The organism is Bordetella genomosp. 12 (genome assembly GCF_002261355.1).
GTDB lineage: Bacteria > Pseudomonadota > Gammaproteobacteria > Burkholderiales > Burkholderiaceae_B > Bordetella.
Map to the genome: position 1 here is coordinate 170,248 of NZ_NEVU01000001.1, position 22,050 is coordinate 192,297.

29 protein-coding genes and 1 tRNA gene are annotated in these 22,050 nt (G+C 64.8%); 2 read left to right on the forward strand and 28 right to left on the reverse strand.

What is annotated here, in order from left to right; translation table 11 throughout:
* Nucleotides 1-36 precede the first annotated feature (36 nt).
* The 7 genes from CAL22_RS00810 to petA all read right to left on the reverse strand — a co-directional run bounded on the left by CAL22_RS00810 (nt 37) and on the right by petA (nt 5,404).
* On the reverse strand, nt 37-879 hold the full coding sequence (locus CAL22_RS00810) for an SIR2 family NAD-dependent protein deacylase (RefSeq protein WP_094809553.1): 843 nt from the start codon (nt 877-879) through the stop codon (nt 37-39).
* Between the two features lie 185 nt (nt 880-1,064).
* Nucleotides 1,065-1,140: transfer RNA gene (locus CAL22_RS00815), tRNA-Thr, on the reverse strand.
* A gap of 61 nt (nt 1,141-1,201) precedes the next feature.
* On the reverse strand, nt 1,202-1,639 hold the full coding sequence (locus CAL22_RS00820; protein ID WP_094809555.1) for a ClpXP protease specificity-enhancing factor: 438 nt from the start codon (nt 1,637-1,639) through the stop codon (nt 1,202-1,204).
* A gap of 8 nt (nt 1,640-1,647) precedes the next feature.
* Nucleotides 1,648-2,259, reverse strand: coding sequence for a glutathione S-transferase N-terminal domain-containing protein (locus CAL22_RS00825; protein ID WP_005020329.1), 612 nt, complete (start codon nt 2,257-2,259; stop codon nt 1,648-1,650).
* Nucleotides 2,260-2,411: 152 nt separating this feature from the next.
* A complete protein-coding gene (locus tag CAL22_RS00830) occupies nt 2,412-3,263 on the reverse strand; it encodes a cytochrome c1 (protein WP_094809557.1) in 852 nt (283 codons plus the stop codon).
* Between the two features lie 25 nt (nt 3,264-3,288).
* Nucleotides 3,289-4,677, reverse strand: a complete 1,389-nt coding sequence (locus CAL22_RS00835; protein WP_094809559.1) for a cytochrome b — start codon at nt 4,675-4,677, stop codon at nt 3,289-3,291.
* Nucleotides 4,678-4,762: 85 nt separating this feature from the next.
* Complete coding sequence (petA, locus tag CAL22_RS00840) at nt 4,763-5,404, reverse strand: ubiquinol-cytochrome c reductase iron-sulfur subunit (RefSeq protein WP_094809561.1); 642 nt, start codon at nt 5,402-5,404, stop codon at nt 4,763-4,765.
* A 148-nt stretch (nt 5,405-5,552) separates the two neighbouring features.
* Here petA and mscL point away from each other — a divergent pair, with 148 nt between their 5' ends.
* Nucleotides 5,553-5,993, forward strand: coding sequence for a large conductance mechanosensitive channel protein MscL (mscL, locus tag CAL22_RS00845; protein ID WP_094809563.1), 441 nt, complete (start codon nt 5,553-5,555; stop codon nt 5,991-5,993).
* A 60-nt stretch (nt 5,994-6,053) separates the two neighbouring features.
* Here mscL and CAL22_RS00850 read toward each other — a convergent pair whose 3' ends face one another.
* Nucleotides 6,054-6,830 carry a Nif3-like dinuclear metal center hexameric protein gene (locus tag CAL22_RS00850; RefSeq protein ID WP_094809565.1) on the reverse strand — a complete coding sequence of 259 codons (777 nt, stop codon included), beginning with the start codon at nt 6,828-6,830 and terminating at the stop codon, nt 6,054-6,056.
* Between the two features lie 19 nt (nt 6,831-6,849).
* Between CAL22_RS00850 and CAL22_RS00855 the strand changes: the two genes are divergently transcribed.
* On the forward strand, nt 6,850-7,980 hold the full coding sequence (locus CAL22_RS00855; RefSeq protein ID WP_094809567.1) for a S1C family serine protease: 1,131 nt from the start codon (nt 6,850-6,852) through the stop codon (nt 7,978-7,980).
* Nucleotides 7,981-8,048: 68 nt separating this feature from the next.
* Here CAL22_RS00855 and tatC read toward each other — a convergent pair whose 3' ends face one another.
* From tatC to mlaD, 20 genes are all read right to left on the reverse strand, one after another.
* Nucleotides 8,049-8,801: a twin-arginine translocase subunit TatC gene (gene tatC / locus CAL22_RS00860; RefSeq protein WP_094809569.1), complete on the reverse strand. Its 753-nt coding sequence runs from the start codon at nt 8,799-8,801 to the stop codon at nt 8,049-8,051.
* Nucleotides 8,802-8,830: 29 nt separating this feature from the next.
* Nucleotides 8,831-9,382 carry a Sec-independent protein translocase protein TatB gene (tatB, locus tag CAL22_RS00865; protein WP_094809571.1) on the reverse strand — a complete coding sequence of 184 codons (552 nt, stop codon included), beginning with the start codon at nt 9,380-9,382 and terminating at the stop codon, nt 8,831-8,833.
* Nucleotides 9,383-9,430: 48 nt separating this feature from the next.
* On the reverse strand, nt 9,431-9,652 hold the full coding sequence (gene tatA / locus CAL22_RS00870; RefSeq protein WP_094809573.1) for a Sec-independent protein translocase subunit TatA: 222 nt from the start codon (nt 9,650-9,652) through the stop codon (nt 9,431-9,433).
* Between the two features lie 15 nt (nt 9,653-9,667).
* Nucleotides 9,668-10,036, reverse strand: coding sequence for a histidine triad nucleotide-binding protein (locus tag CAL22_RS00875; RefSeq protein ID WP_094809575.1), 369 nt, complete (start codon nt 10,034-10,036; stop codon nt 9,668-9,670).
* Nucleotides 10,037-10,043: 7 nt separating this feature from the next.
* A complete protein-coding gene (locus CAL22_RS00880) occupies nt 10,044-10,394 on the reverse strand; it encodes a phosphoribosyl-ATP diphosphatase (protein ID WP_094809577.1) in 351 nt (116 codons plus the stop codon).
* Entirely contained in the window at nt 10,391-10,795 is a 405-nt protein-coding gene (gene hisI / locus CAL22_RS00885) for a phosphoribosyl-AMP cyclohydrolase (RefSeq protein WP_094809579.1), read from the reverse strand. Before hisI ends, CAL22_RS00880 begins: the two co-directional genes overlap by 4 nt.
* Before the next feature lies 1 nt (nt 10,796).
* On the reverse strand, nt 10,797-11,612 hold the full coding sequence (hisF, locus tag CAL22_RS00890; protein ID WP_094809581.1) for an imidazole glycerol phosphate synthase subunit HisF: 816 nt from the start codon (nt 11,610-11,612) through the stop codon (nt 10,797-10,799).
* A complete protein-coding gene (gene hisA / locus CAL22_RS00895; RefSeq protein WP_094809583.1) occupies nt 11,609-12,349 on the reverse strand; it encodes a 1-(5-phosphoribosyl)-5-[(5-phosphoribosylamino)methylideneamino]imidazole-4-carboxamide isomerase in 741 nt (246 codons plus the stop codon). The genes hisF and hisA overlap by 4 nt, the downstream gene beginning before the upstream one ends.
* A gap of 64 nt (nt 12,350-12,413) precedes the next feature.
* Nucleotides 12,414-13,100 (reverse strand): imidazole glycerol phosphate synthase subunit HisH, encoded by a 687-nt coding sequence (gene hisH, locus CAL22_RS00900; RefSeq protein WP_094809585.1) that lies wholly within the window; start codon nt 13,098-13,100, stop codon nt 12,414-12,416.
* 18 nt (nt 13,101-13,118) lie between these two features.
* Complete coding sequence (gene hisB / locus CAL22_RS00905; protein WP_094809587.1) at nt 13,119-13,706, reverse strand: imidazoleglycerol-phosphate dehydratase HisB; 588 nt, start codon at nt 13,704-13,706, stop codon at nt 13,119-13,121.
* Nucleotide 13,707: 1 nt separating this feature from the next.
* Nucleotides 13,708-14,799 (reverse strand): histidinol-phosphate transaminase, encoded by a 1,092-nt coding sequence (hisC, locus tag CAL22_RS00910; RefSeq protein ID WP_094809589.1) that lies wholly within the window; start codon nt 14,797-14,799, stop codon nt 13,708-13,710.
* Nucleotides 14,796-16,103: a histidinol dehydrogenase gene (hisD, locus tag CAL22_RS00915; protein WP_094809591.1), complete on the reverse strand. Its 1,308-nt coding sequence runs from the start codon at nt 16,101-16,103 to the stop codon at nt 14,796-14,798. Before hisD ends, hisC begins: the two co-directional genes overlap by 4 nt.
* Before the next feature lie 25 nt (nt 16,104-16,128).
* Nucleotides 16,129-16,800, reverse strand: a complete 672-nt coding sequence (gene hisG, locus CAL22_RS00920) for an ATP phosphoribosyltransferase (RefSeq protein ID WP_094809592.1) — start codon at nt 16,798-16,800, stop codon at nt 16,129-16,131.
* Nucleotides 16,797-18,062 (reverse strand): UDP-N-acetylglucosamine 1-carboxyvinyltransferase, encoded by a 1,266-nt coding sequence (murA, locus tag CAL22_RS00925; RefSeq protein WP_094809593.1) that lies wholly within the window; start codon nt 18,060-18,062, stop codon nt 16,797-16,799. Before murA ends, hisG begins: the two co-directional genes overlap by 4 nt.
* The gene (locus tag CAL22_RS00930) at nt 18,062-18,307 is read right to left on the reverse strand and encodes a BolA family protein (RefSeq protein WP_094809595.1); all 246 of its coding nucleotides are present in this window, start codon (nt 18,305-18,307) and stop codon (nt 18,062-18,064) included. The genes murA and CAL22_RS00930 overlap by 1 nt, the downstream gene beginning before the upstream one ends.
* A gap of 3 nt (nt 18,308-18,310) precedes the next feature.
* A complete protein-coding gene (locus CAL22_RS00935; RefSeq protein ID WP_094809597.1) occupies nt 18,311-19,108 on the reverse strand; it encodes an ABC transporter permease in 798 nt (265 codons plus the stop codon).
* On the reverse strand, nt 19,105-19,914 hold the full coding sequence (locus tag CAL22_RS00940; RefSeq protein ID WP_094809599.1) for an ABC transporter ATP-binding protein: 810 nt from the start codon (nt 19,912-19,914) through the stop codon (nt 19,105-19,107). Before CAL22_RS00940 ends, CAL22_RS00935 begins: the two co-directional genes overlap by 4 nt.
* Before the next feature lie 134 nt (nt 19,915-20,048).
* Nucleotides 20,049-20,675 (reverse strand): MlaC/ttg2D family ABC transporter substrate-binding protein, encoded by a 627-nt coding sequence (locus CAL22_RS00945; RefSeq protein ID WP_094809601.1) that lies wholly within the window; start codon nt 20,673-20,675, stop codon nt 20,049-20,051.
* Nucleotides 20,676-20,700: 25 nt separating this feature from the next.
* Nucleotides 20,701-21,492 carry an MlaA family lipoprotein gene (locus CAL22_RS00950; protein WP_094809603.1) on the reverse strand — a complete coding sequence of 264 codons (792 nt, stop codon included), beginning with the start codon at nt 21,490-21,492 and terminating at the stop codon, nt 20,701-20,703.
* Between the two features lie 65 nt (nt 21,493-21,557).
* Nucleotides 21,558-22,046 carry an outer membrane lipid asymmetry maintenance protein MlaD gene (gene mlaD / locus CAL22_RS00955; RefSeq protein WP_094809605.1) on the reverse strand — a complete coding sequence of 163 codons (489 nt, stop codon included), beginning with the start codon at nt 22,044-22,046 and terminating at the stop codon, nt 21,558-21,560.
* Between the last annotated feature and the right edge of the window lie 4 nt (nt 22,047-22,050).

The following is a 22,050-nucleotide window of genomic DNA, read 5'->3' on the forward strand; positions in this document are numbered from 1 at the left end:
AAGCCCCTTTGCTCGCCCGTGCCGCAGGCGGCCGCGTCAATTCAGGCACCGGTCTATGGCGCGCAGCGCTTGCAGCGCTGTCATCGGCAAGCAAACATGCCGGGGATTGCCATGGATGGCCGTATCGTCAGGATTGATGCGGATCACCGGCGCGCTCCATTCGAACGCCATGCGGTGCGTGAACGCACGCGCCGTGGCGATGGCCGTACCCGCGCCGATCTCGATCACCAGCGGGCGTGTGATGCGGTTGAGCCAGTGTTCGAGCCGCCGGGATTGCTCGTCTGTGCGTTGTGACAGCCAATCGTCGTCATCGAACATCAGGATGTTCGGCCGGGCAAGCCTGCCGCAGGACGGACAACTGGGCGGGAGGCCGCGCAGCAAGCAGTGCTCGAGGTCGACGTCGGGCTGGAAGGCCTGTGCCGACCAGATGCCCGACTGGCATTGCCCGAAGCATTGCAGATGGTGGATCGAACCGTGGCATTCCAGCACGAGCTGGGCGTCGAAACCGGCTTTCTGGAAATGGCCATCGACGTTGCTGGTGAAGACGGCGCCGCCCATGGGGCGGGCTTGGATCCAGCGGCGCAGGATGCCGAAGCCCTCATGCGGCGTGGTGGCGCGGTACAAGGCCAGACGATGCCCGTAGAAGCCCCAGGCGAGACCAGGATCGGTCTTGAAGGCGGAAGGAGAGGCGATGTCGTAGAACTTCAGCTTTCGTGATCTGAGGCCTGGATAGGCGTTCCAGAAACCCTGGCTGCCGCGAAAGTCGGGCAGGCCCGAGTCGATGCCCATGCCGGCGCCGGCGACCACCACGATGGCATAGGCGTCGGAGATCAGGCTGGCGGCGCGCTCAAGCGCGCTTGCAGGCGTGGATTCGGGCATCGGTCAATCGCAGGGGGATGTACTGCCAGGATAGCGCCTGAAGGCGGTTGCCGATGGCATCAAGCGCGGCCCTGATCCCGGGGATGGCCGTCGACACCCGCAGCGGTGTTAAGCGATAAAAAACCCGCAGAGCCTTCGCTGCTGCGGGTTTCGTGTCCTGCCGTGTACGGCGGCAGACGGGTATTTGGTGCCGGTGAAAGGAATCGAACCCTCGACCTTCTCATTACAAGTGAGCTGCTCTACCAACTGAGCTACACCGGCCATGCGCGCTGCCGTGTTGGGGACACGGGAGCGGCATTGTAAACAAAGTTTGGCTGCCGGTTTACTTCACGATGGTCAGATGGGGGCGCTTGGCATCGGCGCCGGCCTCTTCGGCCGCCTCGGGGGCTTCGCCGCCCGTGGCGGCTTCGCCCTCTTCCGGCACGTCTTCGCGCACGGGCGGTTCATAAGGCTGGACTTCAAAGCCCATGCCGGCGCCCGTTTCGCGCGCATAGATCGCGCTGACGGCGGCCACCGGCACCAAGACGTTTTCGGTCACGCCGCTAAACCGCGCCTGGAATTCGATGTACTCGTTGCCCAGAAGCAGTTTGTTGGTCGCCAGCGTGCCGACGTTCAGGGTGATCTGTCCGTCGCGCACATGGGCCATCGGCACCAGCGTGTGCTCGTCGACCTGCACGGTGAGATAAGGCGTGTAGCCGTTATCGGTGCACCATTCGTGCAGGGCGCGGATCAGATAGGGTTTGGTCGAAGTTTCACCCATGACTTGCCTTAGCGACGCATGACTTTTTCGGACGGCGTCAGCGCTTCGATGTAAGCCGGACGGGAGAAGATGCGCTCGGCGTACTTTTGCAGCGGGGCGGCATTCTTGGGCAGTTCGATGCCGTAGTGATCCAGGCGCCACAGCAGCGGCGCAACGGCCACGTCCAGCATGGAGAACTCTTCGCCCAGCATGTACTTGTTCTTCAGCAGCAAGGGGGCGAGCTGGGCCAGACGGTCGCGGATGGCCTGGCGGGCCAGCACCATCTTCTTGTCATCGGGCTTGGCGCTGCGGTCTTCCAGCGTCGAGACGTGGATGAACAGCTCTTTCTCGAAGTTGAAGAGGAACAGGCGGGTGCGCGCACGCATGACCGGATCGGCCGGCATGAGTTGCGGGTGCGGGAAGCGCTCGTCGATGTACTCGTTGATGATGTTCGATTCGTACAGGATGAGATCGCGCTCGACCAGGATGGGCACCTGGCCGTAGGGATTCATGACGGAGATGTCTTCCGGCTTGTTATAGAGGTCGATGTCGCGGATCTCGAAATCCATCCCTTTTTCGAACAGCACGAAGCGGCAGCGTTGCGAAAACGGGCAAGTGGTTCCGGAGTAGAGCACCATCATGGCGGTAAGTCCTTGTATTGAAAAGCGAAAGGCCAGCGCCCTCTAAAATAGCAGGCGCTGGCCCCGAATGCCAGGCAACGACAGGGAGTGGTCCTATCTGTGCAGACGATCCGGTCAAAAGGGGCCGGATCGGTTCGGCGGGGCGTTATCAGTTAGCGTACGTGTTTCCAGTAGGCGGCGTTCAGGCGCCAGGCAACCACCAGGAACAAGCCCAGAAAGATCATCACTCCCACGCCCAAGCGGACACGGAAGCGTTGAACGGGCTCGGCCATCCAGGTCATAAAGGCAGTCAGATCGGCGACGTCGCGGTCGTAAGCGGCCACGCGCGAGGGATCCAGGGCCTTGAACTTCGCCTCGGGCGGTCCCGCATGGCCATTGAAATGGGCGACGGGCTCCACCTTTGTCGTGGAATAACCTTGCGCATCATACAACGTTGTCACCCGTTCCCAGCTTTTCGTGCCATCCGAGGCTTGCGCCGGCCGCATCGCCACCAGGGTCAGTTCGCGCGGCCCCTGCCGTTGCCAGAGGGCGTGCGGCATGGCTGCGTTGGGAAAAACGAGATTGTTCCAGCCCGTGGCGCGCTCGGTGTCGCGGTAGAAAGTCCGCAGATAGGTGTAGATGTAGTCCGAACCGCTGGGCCCGGCGTTGACGGACTTGGCCCGCGCGATGACCGACAGGTCGGGCGGCGCGGTGCCGAACCATTTCTTGCCTTCCTGGGGCGTCATGGCGATTTTCATCAGGTCGCCGACCTTTTCGCCGCTGAACAACAGGCTGTCCTGGATCTGCTTGTCGGTCAGGCCGATCTCCTGCAGCTTGTTGTAGCGCATGGCGTTGGCGCTGTGGCAGTTCAGACAGTAATTGACGAACAGCTTGGCGCCGTTTTGCAGCGAGGCCAGGTCGTTGACCAGATTGGGCGCCCGGTCGAGCGGAAAGCCGGCCTCGGCGGCATAGGTGGCGGTGCACGACAGCGTCAATGCCAGGGCACCCATCAGCTTGTTGATCATGATCGTTCCGTTTCCTGGTGGGGGCTCAGTGGCGATGGAAGGTCACGCGGTCGGGCACCGGCTTGAATGTGCCCAGACGGCTCCAGATGGGCATCAGGAAAAAGAAGCCCAGATAGATCAGCGTGCCGATCTGCGACGTGAGGTTGAAGGCATCGCTGGGCGGTTGGGTGCCCAGATAGCCCAACACGAGGAAGTTGACGATGAAGATGCCGTAGAACCACTTGTGCCAGGTGGGCCGGTAGCGGATGGACTTGACCGGGGAATGGTCCAGCCAGGGCAGGAAGAACAGAATCACCACCGCGCCCCCCATGGCCACGACGCCCCAGAATTTGGCGTCGATGGTGCGCAGAAGCACCGCGATGACAATGAGCAGCACCGGCAGGGCCAGCCGCGCGACGCCTTTGATGCGGCTTTTTAGCAGCAAGGCGATCGCGCCGAGCACGGCGGCGCCGGCCAGCACCCAGGTGAATTCATCCGTCGTGGCGCGCAGCATGGAATAAAACGGCGTGAAGTACCACACCGGGGCGATATGCGGCGGGGTTTTCAGCGAGTCGGCCGGCAGGAAGTTGTTGTACTCCAGGAAGTAGCCGCCCATCTCCGGCGCGAAAAACACGATGGCCGCGAACACCAGCAGAAAGCCGGCCACGCCCATGATGTCGTGCACGGTGTAGAACGGATGAAAGGGCACGCCATCGAGAGGCCGGCCGTACTTGTCCTTGGGGCCATCCTTGATTTCCACGCCGTCCGGATTGTTGGAGCCGACCTCGTGCAGGGCCACCAGATGCGCGGCCACCAGGCCGATGAGCACCAGCGGAATGGCGATCACATGGAAGGCGAAAAAGCGATTGAGCGTCGCGTCGGAGACCACATAATCGCCGCGTATCCAGATCGACAGTTCGGGGCCGATGAACGGAATGGCCGAGAACAGATTGACGATCACCTGCGCGCCCCAGTAAGACATCTGGCCCCAGGGCAGCAGGTAGCCGAAGAAGGCTTCGGCCATCAGGCACAGGAAGATGGCCACGCCGAAGATCCAGACCAGTTCGCGCGGCTTGCGGTAGGAACCATAGAACAGCCCGCGCAGCATGTGCAGATAGACCACCACGAAGAACATCGAGGCCCCGGTCGAGTGCATGTAGCGCACCAGCCAGCCCCAGGGGACTTCGCGCATGATGTATTCGACCGACTGGAAGGCTTTCTCGGCGTCCGGCTTGTAATGCATGACCAGGAAAATGCCGGTCACGATCTGGATGACCAGCACCAGCAGCGCCAGCGATCCGAAGAAATACCAGAAGTTGAAATTCTTGGGTGCGTAGTATTCGGACAGATGCGCTTTCCAGGTGGACGTCACCGGAAAGCGCCGGTCCAGCCAGCCCAGCAGGCCTGTCGTCTCGACGGTTTTATCGCCAGCCATCTAACGGCTCCTTCTCTTGTCTCTTATACGTGGCGTATTTGCTGCAGATCAACACCCGGCCTCTGCCTCCCGGATGGGGCGGTGATCAGGCTTTGTTGTCTTCGTCGACGCCGACAATGATGCGGCCTTCGGACAAATACTGATACGGTGGTACTTCGAGATTGTCAGGGGCGGGTTTGTTCTTGTAGACCCTGCCGGCCAAATCGAAGGTGGAACCGTGGCAGGGACAGAGAAAGCCGCCCTGCCAGTTGGCGGGCATGCCCGCTGCCGATCCGGTTTCGAAGTGCGGGGTAGGAGAACACCCAAGATGCGTGCAGATGCCGACACAGACCAGCAGATCCGGTTTGCGTGAACGGTACTCGTTCTTGGCGTAGGCGGGAGTAAAGCCGGGCCGGTTGGACTCAGGGTCGGCCACCAGCGGGTCTTGCGATTTGATGGCCTTGAGCTGCTCGTCGGTGCGGCGCATGATCCACACCGGTTTGCCGCGCCATTCGACCGTGCGCATCTGGCCGGGCGCCAGGTCCGCGATGTCGACCTCGACAGGCGCGCCCGCGGCGCGGGCCTTGGCGGAGGGAGCAAAGGTGCTTACAAAGGGGACGGCGGTCGCTACTCCGGCCACGCCGCCCACCGCACAGGCGGTGGTGACCCAGAATCGTCGCGAAGGATCGGGTGGTAGCTTGGGATCGACCGCCCCCTCCTCGTCTTGCATCAGCGTATCTTCACTCATTTCCTATCCTTGTTGGTGCGCAAGGACTGCCGTAGGATCAGTCTCGCGTCATCCGTTTAGCGGGAAGGTGTAACAGACAGCATAGCAACCGCGTATTATAGTCCTAGCCCACCATCGTGGTGTGTTGTTATTAGGGAAGGGAAAACGCATGAGTAAAGCGACAGGGTTTCTCAAAGAGTTCCGCGACTTTGCCGTCAAGGGTAACGCCATTGATCTCGCGGTGGGCGTCATCATCGGTGCGGCGTTCAGCAAGATCGTCGATTCCATCGTCAAAGACTTGGTCATGCCCGTGATCAATTTCATCATTGGCGGATCGGTGGACTTCTCGAATAAGTTCCTCGTATTGTCCATGCCCAAAGACTACACGGGCCCCATGACGTATGCGGATTTGACCAAGGCGGGCGCCAATGTGCTGGCCTGGGGCAATTTCCTCACCATTCTCATCAACTTCGTGTTGCTGGCCTTTGTCATCTTCTGGATGGTCAAGGCCATTAACCGCGCCCGTACGCCCAAGGAAGTCGCCGCACCCGCCACGCCGGAAGAAGTCGTGCTGCTGCGCGAAATCCGCGACTCGCTCAAGCAGCAGTAAGGCAGACACTGCCTCGGCGCGCATTCGTCGCGCGCCGCGGCAGGGCGGGCGGCGCCGGCCTCAGATGGGGTTGTCGATATCGACGAACTCGACCTTGATGCCGAACTCGTCCGCCACCGCCTGGCCCAATGCCTGCACGCCGTAGCGCTCGGTGGCGTGATGCCCTGCGCTGATGAAGCCCACGCCGGATTCGCGCGCCAGATGCGCGTTGGGTTCGGAGGCTTCTCCGGTGATGTAGACGGTGGCGCCGGCGGCGACGGCATCGGCCATCATGCCCTGGGCGCCGCCCGTGCACCATGCGACGCGGCCCACCGGTTGCTGCGCCTCGCCGATGCACAACGGCGTGCGGCCCAGGCGCTGGGCGATCCTTGCGGCCAGTTCGCCCAGGGTGGCTATCCCGGGCGCGCTGCCCAGCCAGATCAATTGGTCTTTGCCACAGATCAGCGGCACGCCGTCGTCGTCGCGTGCGGGCTCCAGGCCCAGCACGCGCGCCAACTGGGCGTTATTGCCCAGGGTGGGATGCGCATCCAGCGGCAGGTGGTAGCCGATCAGGTTCAGATCATGCGCCAGCACCAGCGCCAGGCGCCGGCGGCGCTGGCCCACCACGCGCGGATCGTCGTTGCGCCAGAACCAGCCGTGATGCACCAGCACGGCGTCGGCGCCGCGTTCGATGGCCGCTCGCAAAAGGGCTTCGGATGCCGTGACGCCGGTGATAATGTGCGCTATGTCGGATTTACCTTCAACCTGTAAACCGTTGGGGGCGTAGTCCTTGAATCGCGATGCTTGCAGCGTGGCATCCAGCCAGGCTGTCAGCGTGCGGATGTCGACCTTCTTCATTGTCTGTCCTGTGGAAAATATGCGCCGTCTCTGGCTGATCTTTGCCCAGACCGTCACGGTTTGTCTGGCTATTCTATTCGCCGTCACCACGCTGCGCCCGCAATGGCTGCGGCTGGGCGGCCCGAGCCCGCAGGCCGTTCCCATGGCCACGGTGGACAGCTATGCGCCCGCCGTGGCGCATGCCGCGCCGGCCGTGGTCAATATCTACACGACCAAGCATGTCGATGTGCCCGTGGTGCCGTTGCCCAACGATCCGGCCCTGCAGCAATTGGTCGGCAGCCTGCCTGGGCTGTCGCGGCGTGAGTCGACCAACAGCCTGGGCTCCGGCGTGATCGTGAGCGAGCAAGGCTATGTGCTGACGAATTTCCACGTGGTGGATGCGGCCGACGCGATCGAGGTCGCCCTGGCCGACGGGCGGCAGGCATCGGCCAAAGTGGTGGGCGCCGACACCGAGACGGATCTGGCCGTGCTCAAACTGGAAGGCAAGCTGGAGCGGCTGCCCGTGGCCAGCTATGCCGAAGGCCGGCGGCTGCGCGTGGGCGATGTGGTGCTGGCCATCGGCAACCCCTATGGTGTGGGCCAGACCACGACGCAGGGCATCGTTTCGGCCTTGGGGCGTAATGGCCTGGGCATCAATATCTACGAAAACTTCATCCAGACCGATGCAGCCATCAATCCCGGCAATTCCGGGGGCGCGCTCATCGACACGCAGGGCAATCTGGTGGGCATCAATACGGCGATCTATTCCGAGACCGGCGGCTCCATGGGCATCGGATTTGCCATCCCCATCGATGCGGCGCGCCGCGTCATGGACGAGATCATCAAGACCGGCAAGGTGCGCCGTGGCTGGCTGGGCATCGAGCCGCAGGATCTCACGCCGGAACTGGCGCGGTCCTTCCATCTGGACAGCGCCGCCTCCGGCGTGATCATCGCCAGCATTCTGCGCGGCGGCCCGGCCGACAAAGCCGGCCTGCGCGTGGGCGACATTGTGCAATCGCTGGATGGCCAGGCCGTGCATGGCACGACCGGCCTGCTGGCGCAGATCGCCGCCGTCACCCCGGGCCAGAACGCCACCCTGCAGGTGTTGCGCGACGGCAAGACGGTGGATATCAAGGTGGTCATGGGCACCCGCCCTACCCGGCCCAAATAAGCGCCAGGCCCGCGCTGCATGCAAAACGCCAGGCGTTGCCTGGCGTTTTCACGGTTGGGGCGCAGCCCTCAATGGCGTTCGGTGAGTTCGCCGCCTTCGGACTGGCCGCGCGGACGGATCATGCGGGCGCAGATCAGGCCGACCTCGTAGAGCAGGCAAAGCGGCACGGCCAGCATGAACTGGCTCACGACATCCGGCGGCGTGACCACGGCCGCGATCACGAAGGCGCCCACCACGACGTAGCCGCGCGCCTGGCGCAGCTTGGCGACATCGACGATGCCCGTCTTGACCAGCAGCACCACCGCCACGGGCACTTCGAACGTGATGCCGAAGGCCAGGAACATCGTCATCACGAAGCTCAGATAGGCCTCGATATCCGGCGCCGGCGTAATCGATTGCGGCGCGAAGGTGGCGATGAAATGAAACACCGTGCGGAACACGAAGAAATAGCAGAAGGCCATGCCCAGCAGAAAGAGCACCGTGCTGGAGGCGATCAGCGGCAGCGCCAGGCGCTTCTCGTGGCGGTACAGCCCGGGGGCGACGAAGGCCCAGGCCTGATAGAGCACGATGGGCAGCGAGACGATGAAGGCGGCCATCATGGTGACCTTGACCGGCACCATGAAGGGCGTGATCACGCCGGTGGCGATCATGCGCGTGCCTTCGGGCAAGGACGCCAGCATGGGCTGCGCCAGGATGTCGTAGATGGTCGAGGCGCCGGGATAGGCGAACAGGATCAGAAACACCACCACCACCGCGCCGACGGCCTTCAGCAGGCGCGAGCGCAGTTCCACCAGATGCGACATGAAGCTTTCTTGTTGCATCTCTTCTTCTAGCGTTTGCTTGTCCTGACTCACGTTGCGTTACCAGTGGGCGGGGTCTTGGAGGCGGCGGGCGGCGTGGCCGGCGCGTCGTCGGCGGATTCGGCGGCCGGGGCGACTCCCGGAGCTACCGCGGGCGCTGCCGCAGGAGTCACCGACGGAGTCGCCGTGGAGGGCGCCGGCGGTGTGATGGCCGGCGCAGGCGCCGCCTCGGTCTGGCTAAGGGGGGCAGGTGCCGGCGGCGCGATGCTGCGCTCGGCGTCGGCGGCCGCTTCGTTGACCGCTCGCGTCGTGTTGTCGAGTTCGGCGCGCAGCGTGTCGCCTGCCGACCGTATCGAGTCGGTGGCCTGCTTCAAGGACAGGTTGACGTCCTGCGCGGTGCTGTCCATTTCCTGTTTGAACTTGCGCAGTTCGTCCAGTTCGATTTCGCGCTGGATATCGGATTTGACGTCGTTGACGTAGCGCTGCGCGCGGCCAAGCAGGTGGCCGACGGTACGGGCGACTTTGGGAAGGCGTTCGGGACCGAGCACGATCAGCGCCACGACGCCAATTACGACCAGTTCCGTGAAGCTGACATCAAACATGCGTCTGCCGCTTGGTTAGATCAGGCGGGCCGCAGGCCCGCCCGGAACTCAGGAATTGTGTTTTTCTTTCGCTTGCACGTCGATGGTGTCATCGGCGCGCTGCTGCGTGACCTGCTCGGGTTTCTCGCCATTGGCGTCTTTCATGCCTTCCTTGAAACCCTTGACCGCGCCGCCCAGATCCGAGCCGATGTTGCGCAGTTTCTTGGTGCCGAAAATGAGGGCAACGATGACCAGAACGATCAGCCAATGCCAGATACTGAAGCTACCCATGACAACTCTCCGTGTTTAGGCTTCGGGGGCTGCGCGGCCTTTCCAGGGACGCGAACCGCCAATAATGTGGAAATGCAGATGCGGAACTTCCTGGCCACCTTCGGCGCCGGCATTGGCCAGCAACCGGAAGCCCCCCTGCGGCCCGGGATTGCAGCCGTTTTCCTGGGCCAGGCGCGGCACGAGTGTCATCATTCTACCCAACCATCCCGCATCCTCGGCAGTGACGTCCTGCATGGACGTGATGTGCCGGCGCGGGATGAGCAGCAGATGCACGGGCGCGGCCGGGTTGATGTCGCGGAAAACGACGAATTCATCGTCCTCGTAGACCTTGCTGGCCGGGATGGCGCCTTGCGCGATTTTGCAGAAGATACAGTTTTCGCTCATACGGTTCTCAGTCGGCGGGCCGGCGGGCTTTTTCTTCGAGGCCCGACAACCCTTCGCGGCGTGCCAGTTCAGCCAGCACGTCCTCGGGGCGCAGATTGTAGTGAGCCAGCGTGACGAGGCAATGAAACCACAGATCGGCCGTTTCGCTGACGATACGCTCGGCCTGGCCATCCTTGGCGGCCATGACGAGTTCGGTGGCTTCCTCGCCGATTTTCTTCAGAAACGCGTCCGGGCCCTTGGCAAACAGCTTGGCCACATAGGAGGTTTGCGGATCGCCGCCGTTTTCGGGGCGGCGGGTTTCCAGGGTGTCGGCCACGCGCGCAAGCACGTCGGCGCCGTAGGCGGGAGAGAGGCTCATTTGTAGATCAGCTCAGGGTCTTTCAGCACGGGGTCGACCGTCACCCAGGTCGCGCGCTGGGAAGTGCCGTCCAGGCGCCGGTAAAAGCAGCTGGCCCGGCCGGTGTGGCAGGCGATACCGCCGTTCTGGTGGACTTTCAGCAGGATGACGTCGCCGTCGCAGTCCAGGCGCAGTTCATGGACCTGCTGGCCGTGGCCGGATTCTTCGCCCTTGCGCCAGAGCTTGCGGCGCGAGCGCGACCAGTACACCGCGCGCCCGGTGGCGGCGGTTTCCGCCAGGGCTTCGCGGTTCATCCAGGCCACCATCAGGATCTGGCCGTTTTCGGCATCCTGGGCGATGGCGGGAATCAGGCCATCGGCGTCAAAAACGACTTCGGCCATCCAATCCGGTTCGGTGCTCATATCAATCCAGTCTGACTTCGATGCCGCGTTCGGCCATGAATGCCTTGCATTCGCGCACGGTGTGCTGGCCGAAGTGGAAGATGCTGGCGGCCAGCACGGCGCTGGCGCGGCCCGTGGTCACGCCCTCGGCCAGGTGTTCCAGGTTGCCCACGCCGCCCGAGGCAATGACCGGCACCGGCACGGCGTCGGAGACGGCGCGGGTCAGTTCGAGGTCAAAGCCGGATTTGGTGCCGTCGCGGTCCATGCTGGTGAGCAGGATTTCGCCGGCGCCATAGGCGGCCATGCGCCGTGCCCAGGCGACGGCGTCCAGTCCGGTGGCCTTGCGGCCGCCGTGGGTGAAGACTTCCCAGCGCGGGGCTTCGCCGGCAGCGCTGACGCGCCGCGCGTCGATGGCCACCACGATGCATTGCGAGCCGTGATAGGCGGCGGCCGCGCGCACCAGCTCCGGGTTGGCCACGGCAGCGCTGTTGATGCTGATCTTGTCCGCGCCGGCGTTGAGCAGGCGCTGCACGTCGGCGACCTGGCGCACGCCGCCGCCGACGGTCAGCGGGATGAAGACCTGCGAGGCAACCTGCTCGATGATGGGCAGGATCAGGTCGCGGCCATCGCTGGTGGCGGTGATGTCCAGAAACGTGAGCTCGTCGGCGCCCTGCTCGTTGTAGCGGCGCGCGATCTCGACCGGATCGCCGGCGTCGGTCAGATTGACGAAGTTCACCCCCTTGACGACACGGCCAGCCGTGACGTCAAGGCAGGGAATGATGCGGCGCGTCAGCGCCGAGGAAGTGCCGGCGCCGTCGGCGCCCTGGGTTTGCGTCATTTTGTCAGTTCGTCGGCGCGGGTCTGCGCCGTTTGGAAGTCGAGCGCGCCTTCATAGATGCTGCGGCCCAGGATGGCGCCTTCGACCCCTTCGGATTCGACGGCGCACAGCGCTTCGATGTCCGGCAGGCCGGCAATGCCGCCCGAGGCGTACACGGGGATACGCACATGCTGGGCCAGACGCACCGTGGATTCGACGTTGACGCCCGAAAGCATGCCGTCGCGGCCGATGTCGGTGTAGATGATGGCTTCGCAGCCATAGTCTTCGAACTTCTTGGCCAGGTCGAGCACGTCATGGCGGGTCAGTTTGCTCCAGCCGTCCGTGGCGATCTTGCCGTCGCGCGCGTCCAGGCCGACGATGATCTGGCCCGGGAAGGCGCCGCAAGCGTCATGCAGAAAGCCGGGGTTCTTGACCGCCGCCGTGCCGATGATGACGTAGGAAATGCCGGCGTCGAGATAGCGCTCGATGGTGTCCAGGTCGCGAATACCCCCGCCGATCTGCACCGGGATGTCATCGCCCACGGCGTCCAGGATGGCGTTGATGGGGGCTTCGTTCTTGGGCTTGCCGGCGACGGCGCCGTTCAGGTCGACCAGATGCAGCCGGCGGGCTCCCTGGGCAAGCCAATGCGAAGCCATGGCGGCGGGGTCTTCGGAGAACACCGTAGCATCGTCCAGGTCTCCCTGGCGCAGGCGCACGCAGCGCCCGTCTTTGAGGTCGATGGCGGGGATCAGCAGCATGGTGGATAGCGAGCGTAGAAAAGTTCGGTTGAGAAAAAGGCCGCGGGAGCTCGTGCGCAGGCGGCTATGGTTGCCAGTCTACAAAATTGCGATACAGGCGCAAACCATGCTCGGCACTCTTTTCAGGGTGGAATTGCACCGCGAAAATGTTACTGGCGGCCACCGCGCAGGTAAAGGCAAGGCCGTAATCGCTTTCCCCGACCGTCAGGGCCGGGTCCGCGGGCGCGGCGTAATAGCTATGGACGAAATAAAAATGCGCCCCGTCCGGAATGCCGTCCCACAGCGCATGCGCGCGGGTCTGGCGCACTTTGTTCCAGCCCATGTGCGGAACCTTGAGACGCTCTTCGCGGGTGTCGGTGGCCACCGGGCCGGTATTGCCCTGCTCGTCGGCGGTCACGATGTCCGCGAAACGCGGGCCGGCAAAGCGGCGCACCTGGCCCGGGAAGATGTCCAGGCAGGGGGTGTTGCCCTCTTCGCTCGCGGCAAACAGCATCTGTTCGCCCACGCAGACACCCAGCAAGGGCTTGTTGCGGGCCGCGCGCAGCACGGACTCGGCCAGGCCCGATTCATTCAGGGTGCGCATGCAGTCCGGCATGGCGCCCTGGCCGGGGAAGACGACGCGATCGGCCGCGTCGATGTCCTGGCTGCGGTTGCAGATGCGGATATTGGCTTGGGGCGCGGCGTATTGCAGCGCGCGGGCGACGGAATGGAAATTGCCCATTCCGTAGTCGACGATGGCGATGGTGCTCAATTCGTGTAGGCCTCGGTGTTACAGCACGCCCTTGGTCGACGGGATCACGTCGCCCATGCGGGGATCGACCTCCATGGCCATGCGCAGGGCGCGGCCGAAGGCCTTGAAGACTGTTTCGGCCTGGTGGTGGGCATTGAAACCGCGCAGATTGTCGATGTGCAGCGTCATCAGGGCATGATTGACCAGGCCCTGGAAGAACTCGCGCGTCAGATCGACGTCGAAATTGCCGATGCGCGCGCGGGTGAAGTCGATGTGATACTCCAGGCCGGGGCGGCCCGAGAAATCGATCACCACCCGCGACAGGGCTTCGTCGAGCGGCACATAGGCATGGCCGTAGCGGCGCAGCCCGGCCTTGTTGCCGATGGCTTTGGCGATGGCCATGCCCAGCGTGATGCCGACGTCTTCCACGGTATGGTGGGCGTCGATATGCAGGTCGCCCTCGGCCTTGATGTCCAGATCGACCAGCCCGTGGCGGGCGATCTGATCCAGCATGTGGTCCAGAAAGGGCACACCGGTGTCTATGCTCTGCTTGCCGGTGCCGTCGAGATTGACGGCCACGCGGATGCGCGTCTCGTTGGTATTGCGGATGATTTCTGCGGTACGCATATCAGGGACTCAGTATGTCTTGCAGGGCGGCCAGCAGGGCCGCGTTTTCTTCGGGGGTGCCAACCGAGATGCGCAGGCAGTTGGCCAGCAGCGGGTGCGCCGCGGAGAAGTTTCTGACCAGTATTTTGCGCGCTTTCAGGGCGAGATGCACGGCGTTGCCGTCGAGCTTGCCGCCAAAGCGTGCAAGTACGAAATTGCCCGCACTGGGGTAGACCCTGACGCCGGGCAATGCCGCCAGCGCTTGGGCCAGCGGCTGGCGGTCGGCGCGCAGGCGCGCGGCCTGCTCGTCCAGCACGGCCTTGTGGCGCAGCACCACGCGCAGCACCGCCTGGGTCAGCACATCGACGTTATAGGGCGGACGCACTTTGTCGATCTGGGCGATCCAGTCCGGGTGGCCGGCCAGATACCCGAAACGCAGGCCGGCCAGCCCGATCTTGGAGACCGTGCGCATGACCACGGCGTTGGGCAGGTCCGCCACGCGCGGCATCCAGCTGTGGCCGGCGAACGGCTGGTAGGCCTCGTCGATCACCACCAGGCCCGGGGCCGCCGCGAGAATGGCGTGGACGGCCTCGTCCGGCCACAGCCCGCCGGTGGGATTGTTGGGCAGAGCCAGAAAGATGACCTTGGGCTGGTGGCGTTCGATGGCCGCCAGCATGGCCGGCAGATCCAGCTCCAGGTCGGCCGTCAGGGGCACGCCCTCGAAGCGCGCATGGTTGAACTGCGCGGCCATGTCGAAATAAACGAACGAGGGCCAGGGCGACAACACCACGTCGCCAGGCTCGCAACAGGCCTGCACCAGCAGATGGATGAGCTCATCCGAGCCATTGCCAAACAGCAGGTGGGCCTGCGGCGGCACGCCGAAGGCGGCCGCCACCTCGGCCTTGAGGGCCGAGAGGTCGGCCTGCGGATAGCGATTGAGCGCCGTGTCGTGCGCGGCCTGGGCAATGGCCTGGCGCACCCCGTCCGGCAAGGGATAGGGGCACTCCATGGCGTCGAGCTTGATGACGTCGGCCGCGCTGGGGGCGACCGCGTAGGCGGTTTGCGCCTGAATATCGGCGCGCACCGTGCGGGCGACCCGGCTGGCGGCGGTCATGATTGCTCGTCGAGGCGGTACTGCGCGCTGGCCGCGTGCGCCTGCAGGCCTTCGCCCAGCGCCAGTTCCGCCGCGATGCGGCCCAGGGTCTGGGCGCCCTGCCGCGAGACCTGGATCAGGCTGGAGCGTTTCTGGAAGTCATAGACACCCAGCGGCGAGGAGAAGCGGGCCGTGCGCGAGGTCGGCAGAACGTGGTTGGGGCCGGCGCAGTAATCGCCCAGCGATTCGGAGCTGTAGCGGCCCATGAAGATGGCGCCGGCATGGCGGATGCGCGCGGTCCAGATTTCGGGCTGCTCGGTGGAGATCTCCAGGTGTTCCGGCGCGATCGTGTTGGCGATGGTGCAGGCTTCTTCGAGATCGCGCACCAGGATGAGCGCGCCGCGATTGGCCAGGCTCTGGCGCAGGATGTCCGCGCGCGGCATGGTGGGCAGCAGCCGTTCGATGGCGGCCTCGACCGCATCGAGATAGGCCGCGTCGGGGCACAGCAGGATGGACTGGGCCAGCTCGTCGTGTTCGGCCTGCGAAAACAGATCCATGGCGATCCAATCGGCGGGCGTCTTGCCGTCGCAGATGACCAGGATTTCGCTCGGCCCGGCGATCATGTCGATGCCGACCACGCCGAACACCCGCCGCTTGGCCGCCGCGACATAGGCATTGCCCGGGCCGACGATCTTGTCGACGGCCGGGACGGTGGCCGTGCCATGGGCCAGCGCCGCCACGGCCTGGGCGCCCCCGATCGTGAAGACGCGGTCCACGCCGCCGATGGCCGCGGCCGCCAGTACGATGGGGTTGCGCAGGCCGTCGGGCGTGGGGGTGACCATGATGAGCTCGGGCACGCCGGCAACCTTGGCCGGGATGGCGTTCATCAGCACCGAAGACGGATAGGCGGCCTTGCCGCCCGGCACGTAAAGCCCCACGCGGTCCAGCGGCGTGACCTGCTGGCCGAGCATGGTGCCCTCGGCGTCGGTATAGGTCCAGGTCTCGGCGCGCTGGTGCTCATGGTAGGCGCGCACGCGGTCGGCGGCGGCTTCCAGCGCATTGCGTTGCGCGGCCGGCAGACTGGCCAGCGCCGCCTGCAGCTCCGGTTTGGGAATCTCCAGCGCGGCCGCGTCGCTGACGGCGACACGGTCAAAGCGCTGGGTGTATTCGAGCAGGGCCGCGTCGCCGCGGGCGCGCACATCGGCCAGGATGCCGGCCGCGGCGCGGTCGATGGACTCGTCCTCGGCGGCTTCGAAGGCCAGCAGGCGGGACAAGTCGGAGGGGAAGCCCGCGTCGCGGGAATCGAGTCGGTTGATCAGAGCCATGGCGTCGGTCTTCGGGAAAGGCAGGTCAGTCCTGGCGCGCCGAGGCGCGCTCAAAGGCGTCGAGCAGCGGTTGCAGACGGTCGCGGCGGGTCTTGAGCGAGGCCTGGTTGACGATCAGGCGCGAGGAGATCGGCATGATGGCCTCGACTTCGCGCAAGCCGTTGGCGCGCAGCGTGCCGCCGGTCGACACCAGGTCGACGATGGCATCGGCCAGCCCGACCAGCGGCGCCAGCTCCATCGAGCCATACAGTTTGATGATGTCGACGTACACGCCTTTCTTGGCGAAGTGTTCGCGCGCCGATTGCACATACTTGGTGGCCACGCGCAGGCGGGCGCCCTGGTGCACGGCGGCGGCGTAGTCGAAGTCCTGGCGCACGGCCACGCTCAGCCGGCATTTGGCGATGTTCAGGTCGATGGGCTGATACAGGCGGCCCGCCTGGCCGGCGGCATGTTCGATCAGCACGTCCTTGCCGGCGATGCCGAAGTCGGCCGCGCCATACTGCACGTAGGTGGGCACATCCGAGGCGCGCACGATGATCAGCCGCAGGCCAGGGTCGCTGGTGGGCAGGATCAGCTTGCGCGAGCTTTCGGGGCTTTCACCCACTTCGATGCCGGCCTCGGCCAGCAGCGGCATGGTTTCTTCGAAAATACGCCCCTTGGACAGGGCCAGTGTCAGGGGCGCGGGGGCGTTGCTCATTCCTCTTCCTTGCCTGAGACGCGCTCGATGCGCGCGCCGAGATTGCGCAATTTGACTTCCATACGATCGTAGCCGCGATCCAGATGATAGATGCGGTCGACCTGGGTGACGCCTTCGGCCGCCAGGCCGGCGATGACCAGGCTGGCCGAGGCGCGCAGATCCGTGGCCATGACCTTGGCCCCGGACAACTGGCTGACGCCCCGCACCACGGCGGTATGGCCATCGATGTCGATGTCCGCGCCCAGCCGGCAGAGTTCCTGCACGTGCATGAAGCGGTTCTCGAATATGTTTTCGACCACGATGGCCGTGCCTTCGGCCACGGCGTTCAGGGCCATGATCTGGGCCTGCATGTCGGTGGCCAGGCCGGGATATTCGTGCGTGCGCAGCCCCACGGCGCGCGGACGGCGGTCCATGCTGGCACGGATCCAGTCCGGCCCGGTGGTGATGGCCAGTCCCGCCTCGCCGAGCTTGTCCAGCGTGGCGCCCATGATGGCCGCGTCGGTGTTGCGTAGCATGATGTCGCCGCCGGTCGCACCCACGGCGCACAGAAACGTGCCGGCCTCGATGCGGTCGGAGATGACGGTGTGCGCCGCGCCATGCAGGCGCGGCACGCCATCGATGACGATGCGGTCGGTGCCGTGGCCCTGGATGCGGGCGCCCATCTTGATGAGCAGCTCGGCCAGATCCACGACTTCCGGTTCGCGCGCGGCGTTCTCCAGAATGGTCTGGCCGTCGGCCAGCACGGCGGCCATCAGCAGGTTCTCGGTGCCGGTGACGGTCACCATGTCGGTGCGCACCGACGCGCCTTTCAGGCGCGTGGTCCGCGCCACCACGAAGCCATGCTCCATGGTGATCTCCGCGCCCAGCGCTTCCAGCCCTTTGATGTGCTGGTCCACGGGGCGCTGGCCAATGGTGCATCCGCCGGGCAGGCTCACGCGCGCCTCGCCAAAGCGCGCCACCAGCGGGCCCAGCACCAGGATGGAGGCGCGCATGGTCTTGACCAGCTCATACGGCGCCTCGAGGCTGTCGACCCGATCGGCCTGCAGCGTGACGTCGGTGCCCGAGCTTTCCGAACGCACGCCCATCTGCCCCAGCAGGCGCTGCATGGTGCGGGTGTCGTTCAGTTGCGGCACATTGGCCAGATGCAGCGGATCGGCCGTCAACAGGCTGGCGCATAGAATGGGCAGGGCCGAGTTCTTGGCGCCGGAAATGGAGACCTCTCCTTGCAGCCTGGCTCCGCCGGTGATGCGCAGCTTATCCATCAGCTGCCTGCCTTGTTGAACTCGGCAGGCGTGAGGGTGCGCATGGACAGCGCATGGATTTCCGCTTTCATGCGGTCGCCCAGCGCGGCATAGACCAGTTGGTGACGGGCGATCAGGCGCTTGCCTTCGAAGGCGGGGCTGACGATGACGGCGTCGAAGTGCGAGCCGTCGCCCTGCACGTCGATATGTTCACAGGGCAGTCCGTCCACGATGTATTGGCGGACTTGCTCAGGGGTGGGAAGCATGGGTCAGTTCCGAAGCTTGTAGCCGCGCGCCAGCAGGCGCAGCGCGAATAGAGACAGTACGACGAACACGCCGGCCACGACGGCCAGGCTGCGCCAGGGCGAGACATCCGAAATGCCGAAAAAGCCGTGGCGGAAACCGTCGATGGTGTAGAACAGCGGGTTCCAGTGGGACACTGCCTGCCAGAACGGCGGCAGCGTATGGATAGAGTAGAACACGCCCGACAAAAAGGTGGCCGGCATGACGAGAAAGTTCTGGAAAGCGGCCAATTGGTCGAATTTCTCGGAACAGAGCCCGGCCACCACGCCCAGCACGGCCATGATGCCGCAGGCCAGCACGGCGAACACCAGCACCCAGACCGGGTGGCTGGGGATCAGGGGCACGAAAAACAGCGCCACCAGCCAGACGCACAGGCCCACGGCCATGCCGCGCGCGATGGCCGCGATGACGTAGGCCGCGAAGAGTTCGCGATGCGACAGCGGGGGCAGCAGCACAAACACCAGATTGCCCGTGATACGGCTCTGGATGAGCGAGGACGACGGGTTGGCGAAGGCATTCTGCAGCATGCTCATCATCATCAGCCCCGGGATCAGGAAGGCGGTGTACGGCACCGAGCCGTAGACCACCATGCGTCCTTCCAGCACATGCGCAAACACCAGCAGATAAAGCAGCGCGGTGATCACCGGCGCGGCGATGGTCTGAAAACCTACCTTCCAGAAGCGCAGCAGCTCCTTGCGCAGCAGCGTCGGGAATCCGGAGCCGGCGTCCAGGCGCGGCTGCACCAGCGGTTCGGCCGTGCTCATGGCAGCGTCTCCTCGTCGATCAGGACGGCGGGCAGCGGGTCGTCCTGGTGCATGATGCGCACGAAGGCGTCCTCCAGGTCGACGCCGCCCACGCGGGCCAGCAGGGCCTGGGTGGTGTCCAGCGCGACGATGCGGCCAGCCTTGAGCATGGCGATGCGGCCGCACAGGGCCTCGGCCTCTTCGAGGTAGTGGGTGGTCAGCATAATGGTGTGGCCGGCGCGATTCAGGCGCGAGATGAACTCCCAGAGCGTGCGGCGCAGGTCGACGTCCACCCCGGCGGTGGGTTCGTCGAGCACGATGACCGGCGGGCGGTGCACCAGAGCCTGGGCGACCAGCACGCGGCGTTTCATGCCGCCGGACAGGGCCCGCATATTGACCTCGGCTTTATCGGCCAGGCCCAGGTTGAAGAGAATCTCGTCGATCCAGTCGTCGTTGTTGCGCAGGCCGAAATAGCCGGATTGCAGGCGCAAGGTCTCGCGCACGGTAAAAAAGGGGTCGTACACCAGTTCTTGAGGGACGACGCCCAGCGCGCGGCGGGCCTGCTTGTAGTCGGTCACTACGTCGTAGCCACAGACGCTGGCGCGGCCGGCGGTGGCATTGGCCAGGCCGGCCAGCACGGAGATCAGCGTGGTCTTGCCGGCGCCATTGGGGCCGAGCAGGCCGAAGAATTCGCCATGCTCGATCCGCAGGCTGACGTCGTTCAGAGCCTGGAATCCCTGGCCGGTCTTGGCGCCCAACAGGCTTTTCCACCCTTGCCGGCGCGGCGGGTAGATCTTGGAGACGTGTTCGAGGCTGACGGCTGGCATAAACGCGGCGGAGATTCCCGGGGCATGCCCGGTTGGCGCCCGGAAAGAGCGAAACCGTCATTATAGAGGGGCCGGGGCGAAGGGCCTGCGCGCGCCCCGGCAGACGGGCCAGGCCTGCCGGCCTGGCTGCGCTGCTATTGATTGCGCTGGTTCAGCGCGTTGATCAGGCCGTCGATGCCGTTCTGATTGATCTGCTGGGCAAACTGATTGCGATAGTTTTCGATCAGCCAGATGCCTTCGACGTTCAGATCATAGATGCGCCAGCCTTGCGGGGTCTTCTCGAGCCGATAGTTGACCTGCACGGGCTGGGAGTTGCTCTGGCTGATGAGCGAGCGCACGACCACGTCGTCGGCATTGGGGTCGCCGCGCATCGGCAGCAGCTTGATGGTGGTGCCGTTGTCGACATTGGTGAGCGCGCCGCTGTAGGTGCGTACCAGCGTGCCGCGGAACGCTTCGGCCAGACGCTTTTTCTGGTCGTCGGTCGCCTGGCGCCAGTAGCGGCCGGCCGCCAGGCGGGTGGTCTTCTCGAAGTTGACGTAGGGCAGGATGTATTGGTTGACCACCTGATTGATGTGGTTCAAGTCGCCGGCCTTGACGCCCCGATCGGCCTTGAGCACGCTGATGGTGTGGTTGGCGGCATCCAGGACGAACTGGTCGGGCGAGCCCTTGGGGTCCGGGGTCTGGGCCACGGCCGCGCCGCTGACCAGCAGTGCGCAGGCCAACAGGACGCGGCGGGCAAAGGTAAAGACAGAAAACTGCATAGGAACTCCTTCTTCTTGGCCGGCTTTACTTGGCCGGTTGGGTAGCGGCGGGGCTGGCCTGGGCAGGCGTGTCGTCCTCGTCGTCGTCATCGTAGTTGGGCAGATCGGCATCGTCGCCGACGCGGTCGCCGCGCACCAGCGCGGCGCGGCGCTGCAGATAGGCATCACGCACGAAACTGTAGGAGTCCAGCGCGACGCGGTCCACCGTATTGGTCACATCGAGCAGGTTGGCGCGCGCATCGACGACTTCCAGGCCCCACAGCGAGTTGCGCAGCGGGATGTTGTCGATACGGCCCACCGTGGCCAGCTGGTTGCCGTTCCAGTCGCCGATCAGGCCGACGCCGTCACGCACCGAACTCGCGCCCCAGAACGGCAGGACGAGGTAAGGCCCCTGGCTGAAGCCCCACACACCCAGCGTGGTGCCGAAGTCGTTGGGGATCTTGCGCGCGCCGTTCATGGAGGCCACGTCGATGCAACCGCCGATGCCCATGGTGGAGTTGAACAGGAAGCGGCCCAGGGTGTTGATGAAATCGTGGCCGCGGCCTTGCAGCATGCTGTTGGTGCCGGCCCAGATATCGCCCAGGTTGCTGAACACGTTGTGCACGCAGGTGCGCACCGGCGAGGGAACGACATAGGTATAGCCCTGGGCCACGGGCTTGAACAGCGCCCGGTCCACGGTGTCGTTGAACTTGTACACGCCACGGTTAAAGCCCTCCCAGGGGTCCCTGGGATCCGGGTGCTGCGACGCGGCGCAGCCAGCCAGCACGGCGCCGGCGGCAGCGATGGTGGTCAGGCGGGTGAGGGCTTGCATCTTCATGGTGTAGCGCACCTTCGATAGGTATTCGTAGGGTGGTGATATCGGGGCCGCCGAGGGCCGCGGACTTAATGGGCGCCGGATTCGCCGGCCGCCGTGCCCTGCTTTTCGGCCGTGCCGTACAGGAACTTGCTGATGAGCTGCTCGAGGACGACGGCGCTTTGTGTATAGCGGATTTTGCCGCCATCGGCAAAATTTTCTTCCTCGCTGCCCGGTGTCACGCCGATGTACTGCTCGCCCAGCAGGCCCGAGGTCAGGATGCTGGCCGAGGAGTCGGACGGGAATTGATACGGCGTTTCGAGGTTCAGGGTGACCACGGCCTGGAAGGTCTTGTCGTCGAAACTGATCTGCGCGACACGGCCGACCACCACGCCGGCGCTTTTGACCGGCGCGCGCACTTTCAGGCCGCCGATGTTGTCGAAACTGGCGGTGAGTTGATAGGTAGGCGCAAACGAGAAGCTGCTCAGGTTGCCGGCGCGCAGCGCCAGAAACACCAGCGCCGCGGCGCCCAGCAGCACGAACAGGCCAACCCAGAAATCGGTTTTTTCACGTGACATGATG

What these genes read in the sequence shown, in the direction of transcription:
- CAL22_RS00940 (WP_094809599.1), bottom strand. Translation starts at nt 19,914, where the DNA reads ATGCCAGCCGTCAGCCTCGAACACGTCTCCAAGATCTACCCGCCGCGC.
- petA (WP_094809561.1), bottom strand. Translation starts at nt 5,404, where the DNA reads ATGAGTGAAGATACGCTGATGCAAGACGAGGAGGGGGCGGTCGATCCC.
- CAL22_RS00830 (WP_094809557.1), bottom strand. Translation starts at nt 3,263, where the DNA reads ATGATCAACAAGCTGATGGGTGCCCTGGCATTGACGCTGTCGTGCACC.
- tatA (WP_094809573.1), bottom strand. Translation starts at nt 9,652, where the DNA reads ATGGGTAGCTTCAGTATCTGGCATTGGCTGATCGTTCTGGTCATCGTT.
- hisB (WP_094809587.1), bottom strand. Translation starts at nt 13,706, where the DNA reads ATGCGTACCGCAGAAATCATCCGCAATACCAACGAGACGCGCATCCGC.
- CAL22_RS00825 (WP_005020329.1), bottom strand. Translation starts at nt 2,259, where the DNA reads ATGATGGTGCTCTACTCCGGAACCACTTGCCCGTTTTCGCAACGCTGC.
- murA (WP_094809593.1), bottom strand. Translation starts at nt 18,062, where the DNA reads ATGGATAAGCTGCGCATCACCGGCGGAGCCAGGCTGCAAGGAGAGGTC.
- hisG (WP_094809592.1), bottom strand. Translation starts at nt 16,800, where the DNA reads ATGAGCAACGCCCCCGCGCCCCTGACACTGGCCCTGTCCAAGGGGCGT.
- hisI (WP_094809579.1), bottom strand. Translation starts at nt 10,795, where the DNA reads ATGAGCACCGAACCGGATTGGATGGCCGAAGTCGTTTTTGACGCCGAT.
- CAL22_RS00880 (WP_094809577.1), bottom strand. Translation starts at nt 10,394, where the DNA reads ATGAGCCTCTCTCCCGCCTACGGCGCCGACGTGCTTGCGCGCGTGGCC.
- CAL22_RS00850 (WP_094809565.1), bottom strand. Translation starts at nt 6,830, where the DNA reads ATGAAGAAGGTCGACATCCGCACGCTGACAGCCTGGCTGGATGCCACG.
- CAL22_RS00935 (WP_094809597.1), bottom strand. Translation starts at nt 19,108, where the DNA reads ATGAGCACGGCCGAACCGCTGGTGCAGCCGCGCCTGGACGCCGGCTCC.
- CAL22_RS00820 (WP_094809555.1), bottom strand. Translation starts at nt 1,639, where the DNA reads ATGGGTGAAACTTCGACCAAACCCTATCTGATCCGCGCCCTGCACGAA.
- CAL22_RS00945 (WP_094809601.1), bottom strand. Translation starts at nt 20,675, where the DNA reads ATGCAGTTTTCTGTCTTTACCTTTGCCCGCCGCGTCCTGTTGGCCTGC.
- mscL (WP_094809563.1), top strand. Translation starts at nt 5,553, where the DNA reads ATGAGTAAAGCGACAGGGTTTCTCAAAGAGTTCCGCGACTTTGCCGTC.
- CAL22_RS00930 (WP_094809595.1), bottom strand. Translation starts at nt 18,307, where the DNA reads ATGCTTCCCACCCCTGAGCAAGTCCGCCAATACATCGTGGACGGACTG.
- hisF (WP_094809581.1), bottom strand. Translation starts at nt 11,612, where the DNA reads ATGACGCAAACCCAGGGCGCCGACGGCGCCGGCACTTCCTCGGCGCTG.
- CAL22_RS00875 (WP_094809575.1), bottom strand. Translation starts at nt 10,036, where the DNA reads ATGAGCGAAAACTGTATCTTCTGCAAAATCGCGCAAGGCGCCATCCCG.
- hisC (WP_094809589.1), bottom strand. Translation starts at nt 14,799, where the DNA reads ATGACCGCCGCCAGCCGGGTCGCCCGCACGGTGCGCGCCGATATTCAG.
- CAL22_RS00835 (WP_094809559.1), bottom strand. Translation starts at nt 4,677, where the DNA reads ATGGCTGGCGATAAAACCGTCGAGACGACAGGCCTGCTGGGCTGGCTG.
- CAL22_RS00855 (WP_094809567.1), top strand. Translation starts at nt 6,850, where the DNA reads ATGCGCCGTCTCTGGCTGATCTTTGCCCAGACCGTCACGGTTTGTCTG.
- tatB (WP_094809571.1), bottom strand. Translation starts at nt 9,382, where the DNA reads ATGTTTGATGTCAGCTTCACGGAACTGGTCGTAATTGGCGTCGTGGCG.
- mlaD (WP_094809605.1), bottom strand. Translation starts at nt 22,046, where the DNA reads ATGTCACGTGAAAAAACCGATTTCTGGGTTGGCCTGTTCGTGCTGCTG.
- tatC (WP_094809569.1), bottom strand. Translation starts at nt 8,801, where the DNA reads ATGCAACAAGAAAGCTTCATGTCGCATCTGGTGGAACTGCGCTCGCGC.
- CAL22_RS00950 (WP_094809603.1), bottom strand. Translation starts at nt 21,492, where the DNA reads ATGAAGATGCAAGCCCTCACCCGCCTGACCACCATCGCTGCCGCCGGC.
- hisA (WP_094809583.1), bottom strand. Translation starts at nt 12,349, where the DNA reads ATGCTGCTGATCCCCGCCATCGACCTCAAAGACGGGCGCTGCGTGCGC.
- CAL22_RS00810 (WP_094809553.1), bottom strand. Translation starts at nt 879, where the DNA reads ATGCCCGAATCCACGCCTGCAAGCGCGCTTGAGCGCGCCGCCAGCCTG.
- hisD (WP_094809591.1), bottom strand. Translation starts at nt 16,103, where the DNA reads ATGGCTCTGATCAACCGACTCGATTCCCGCGACGCGGGCTTCCCCTCC.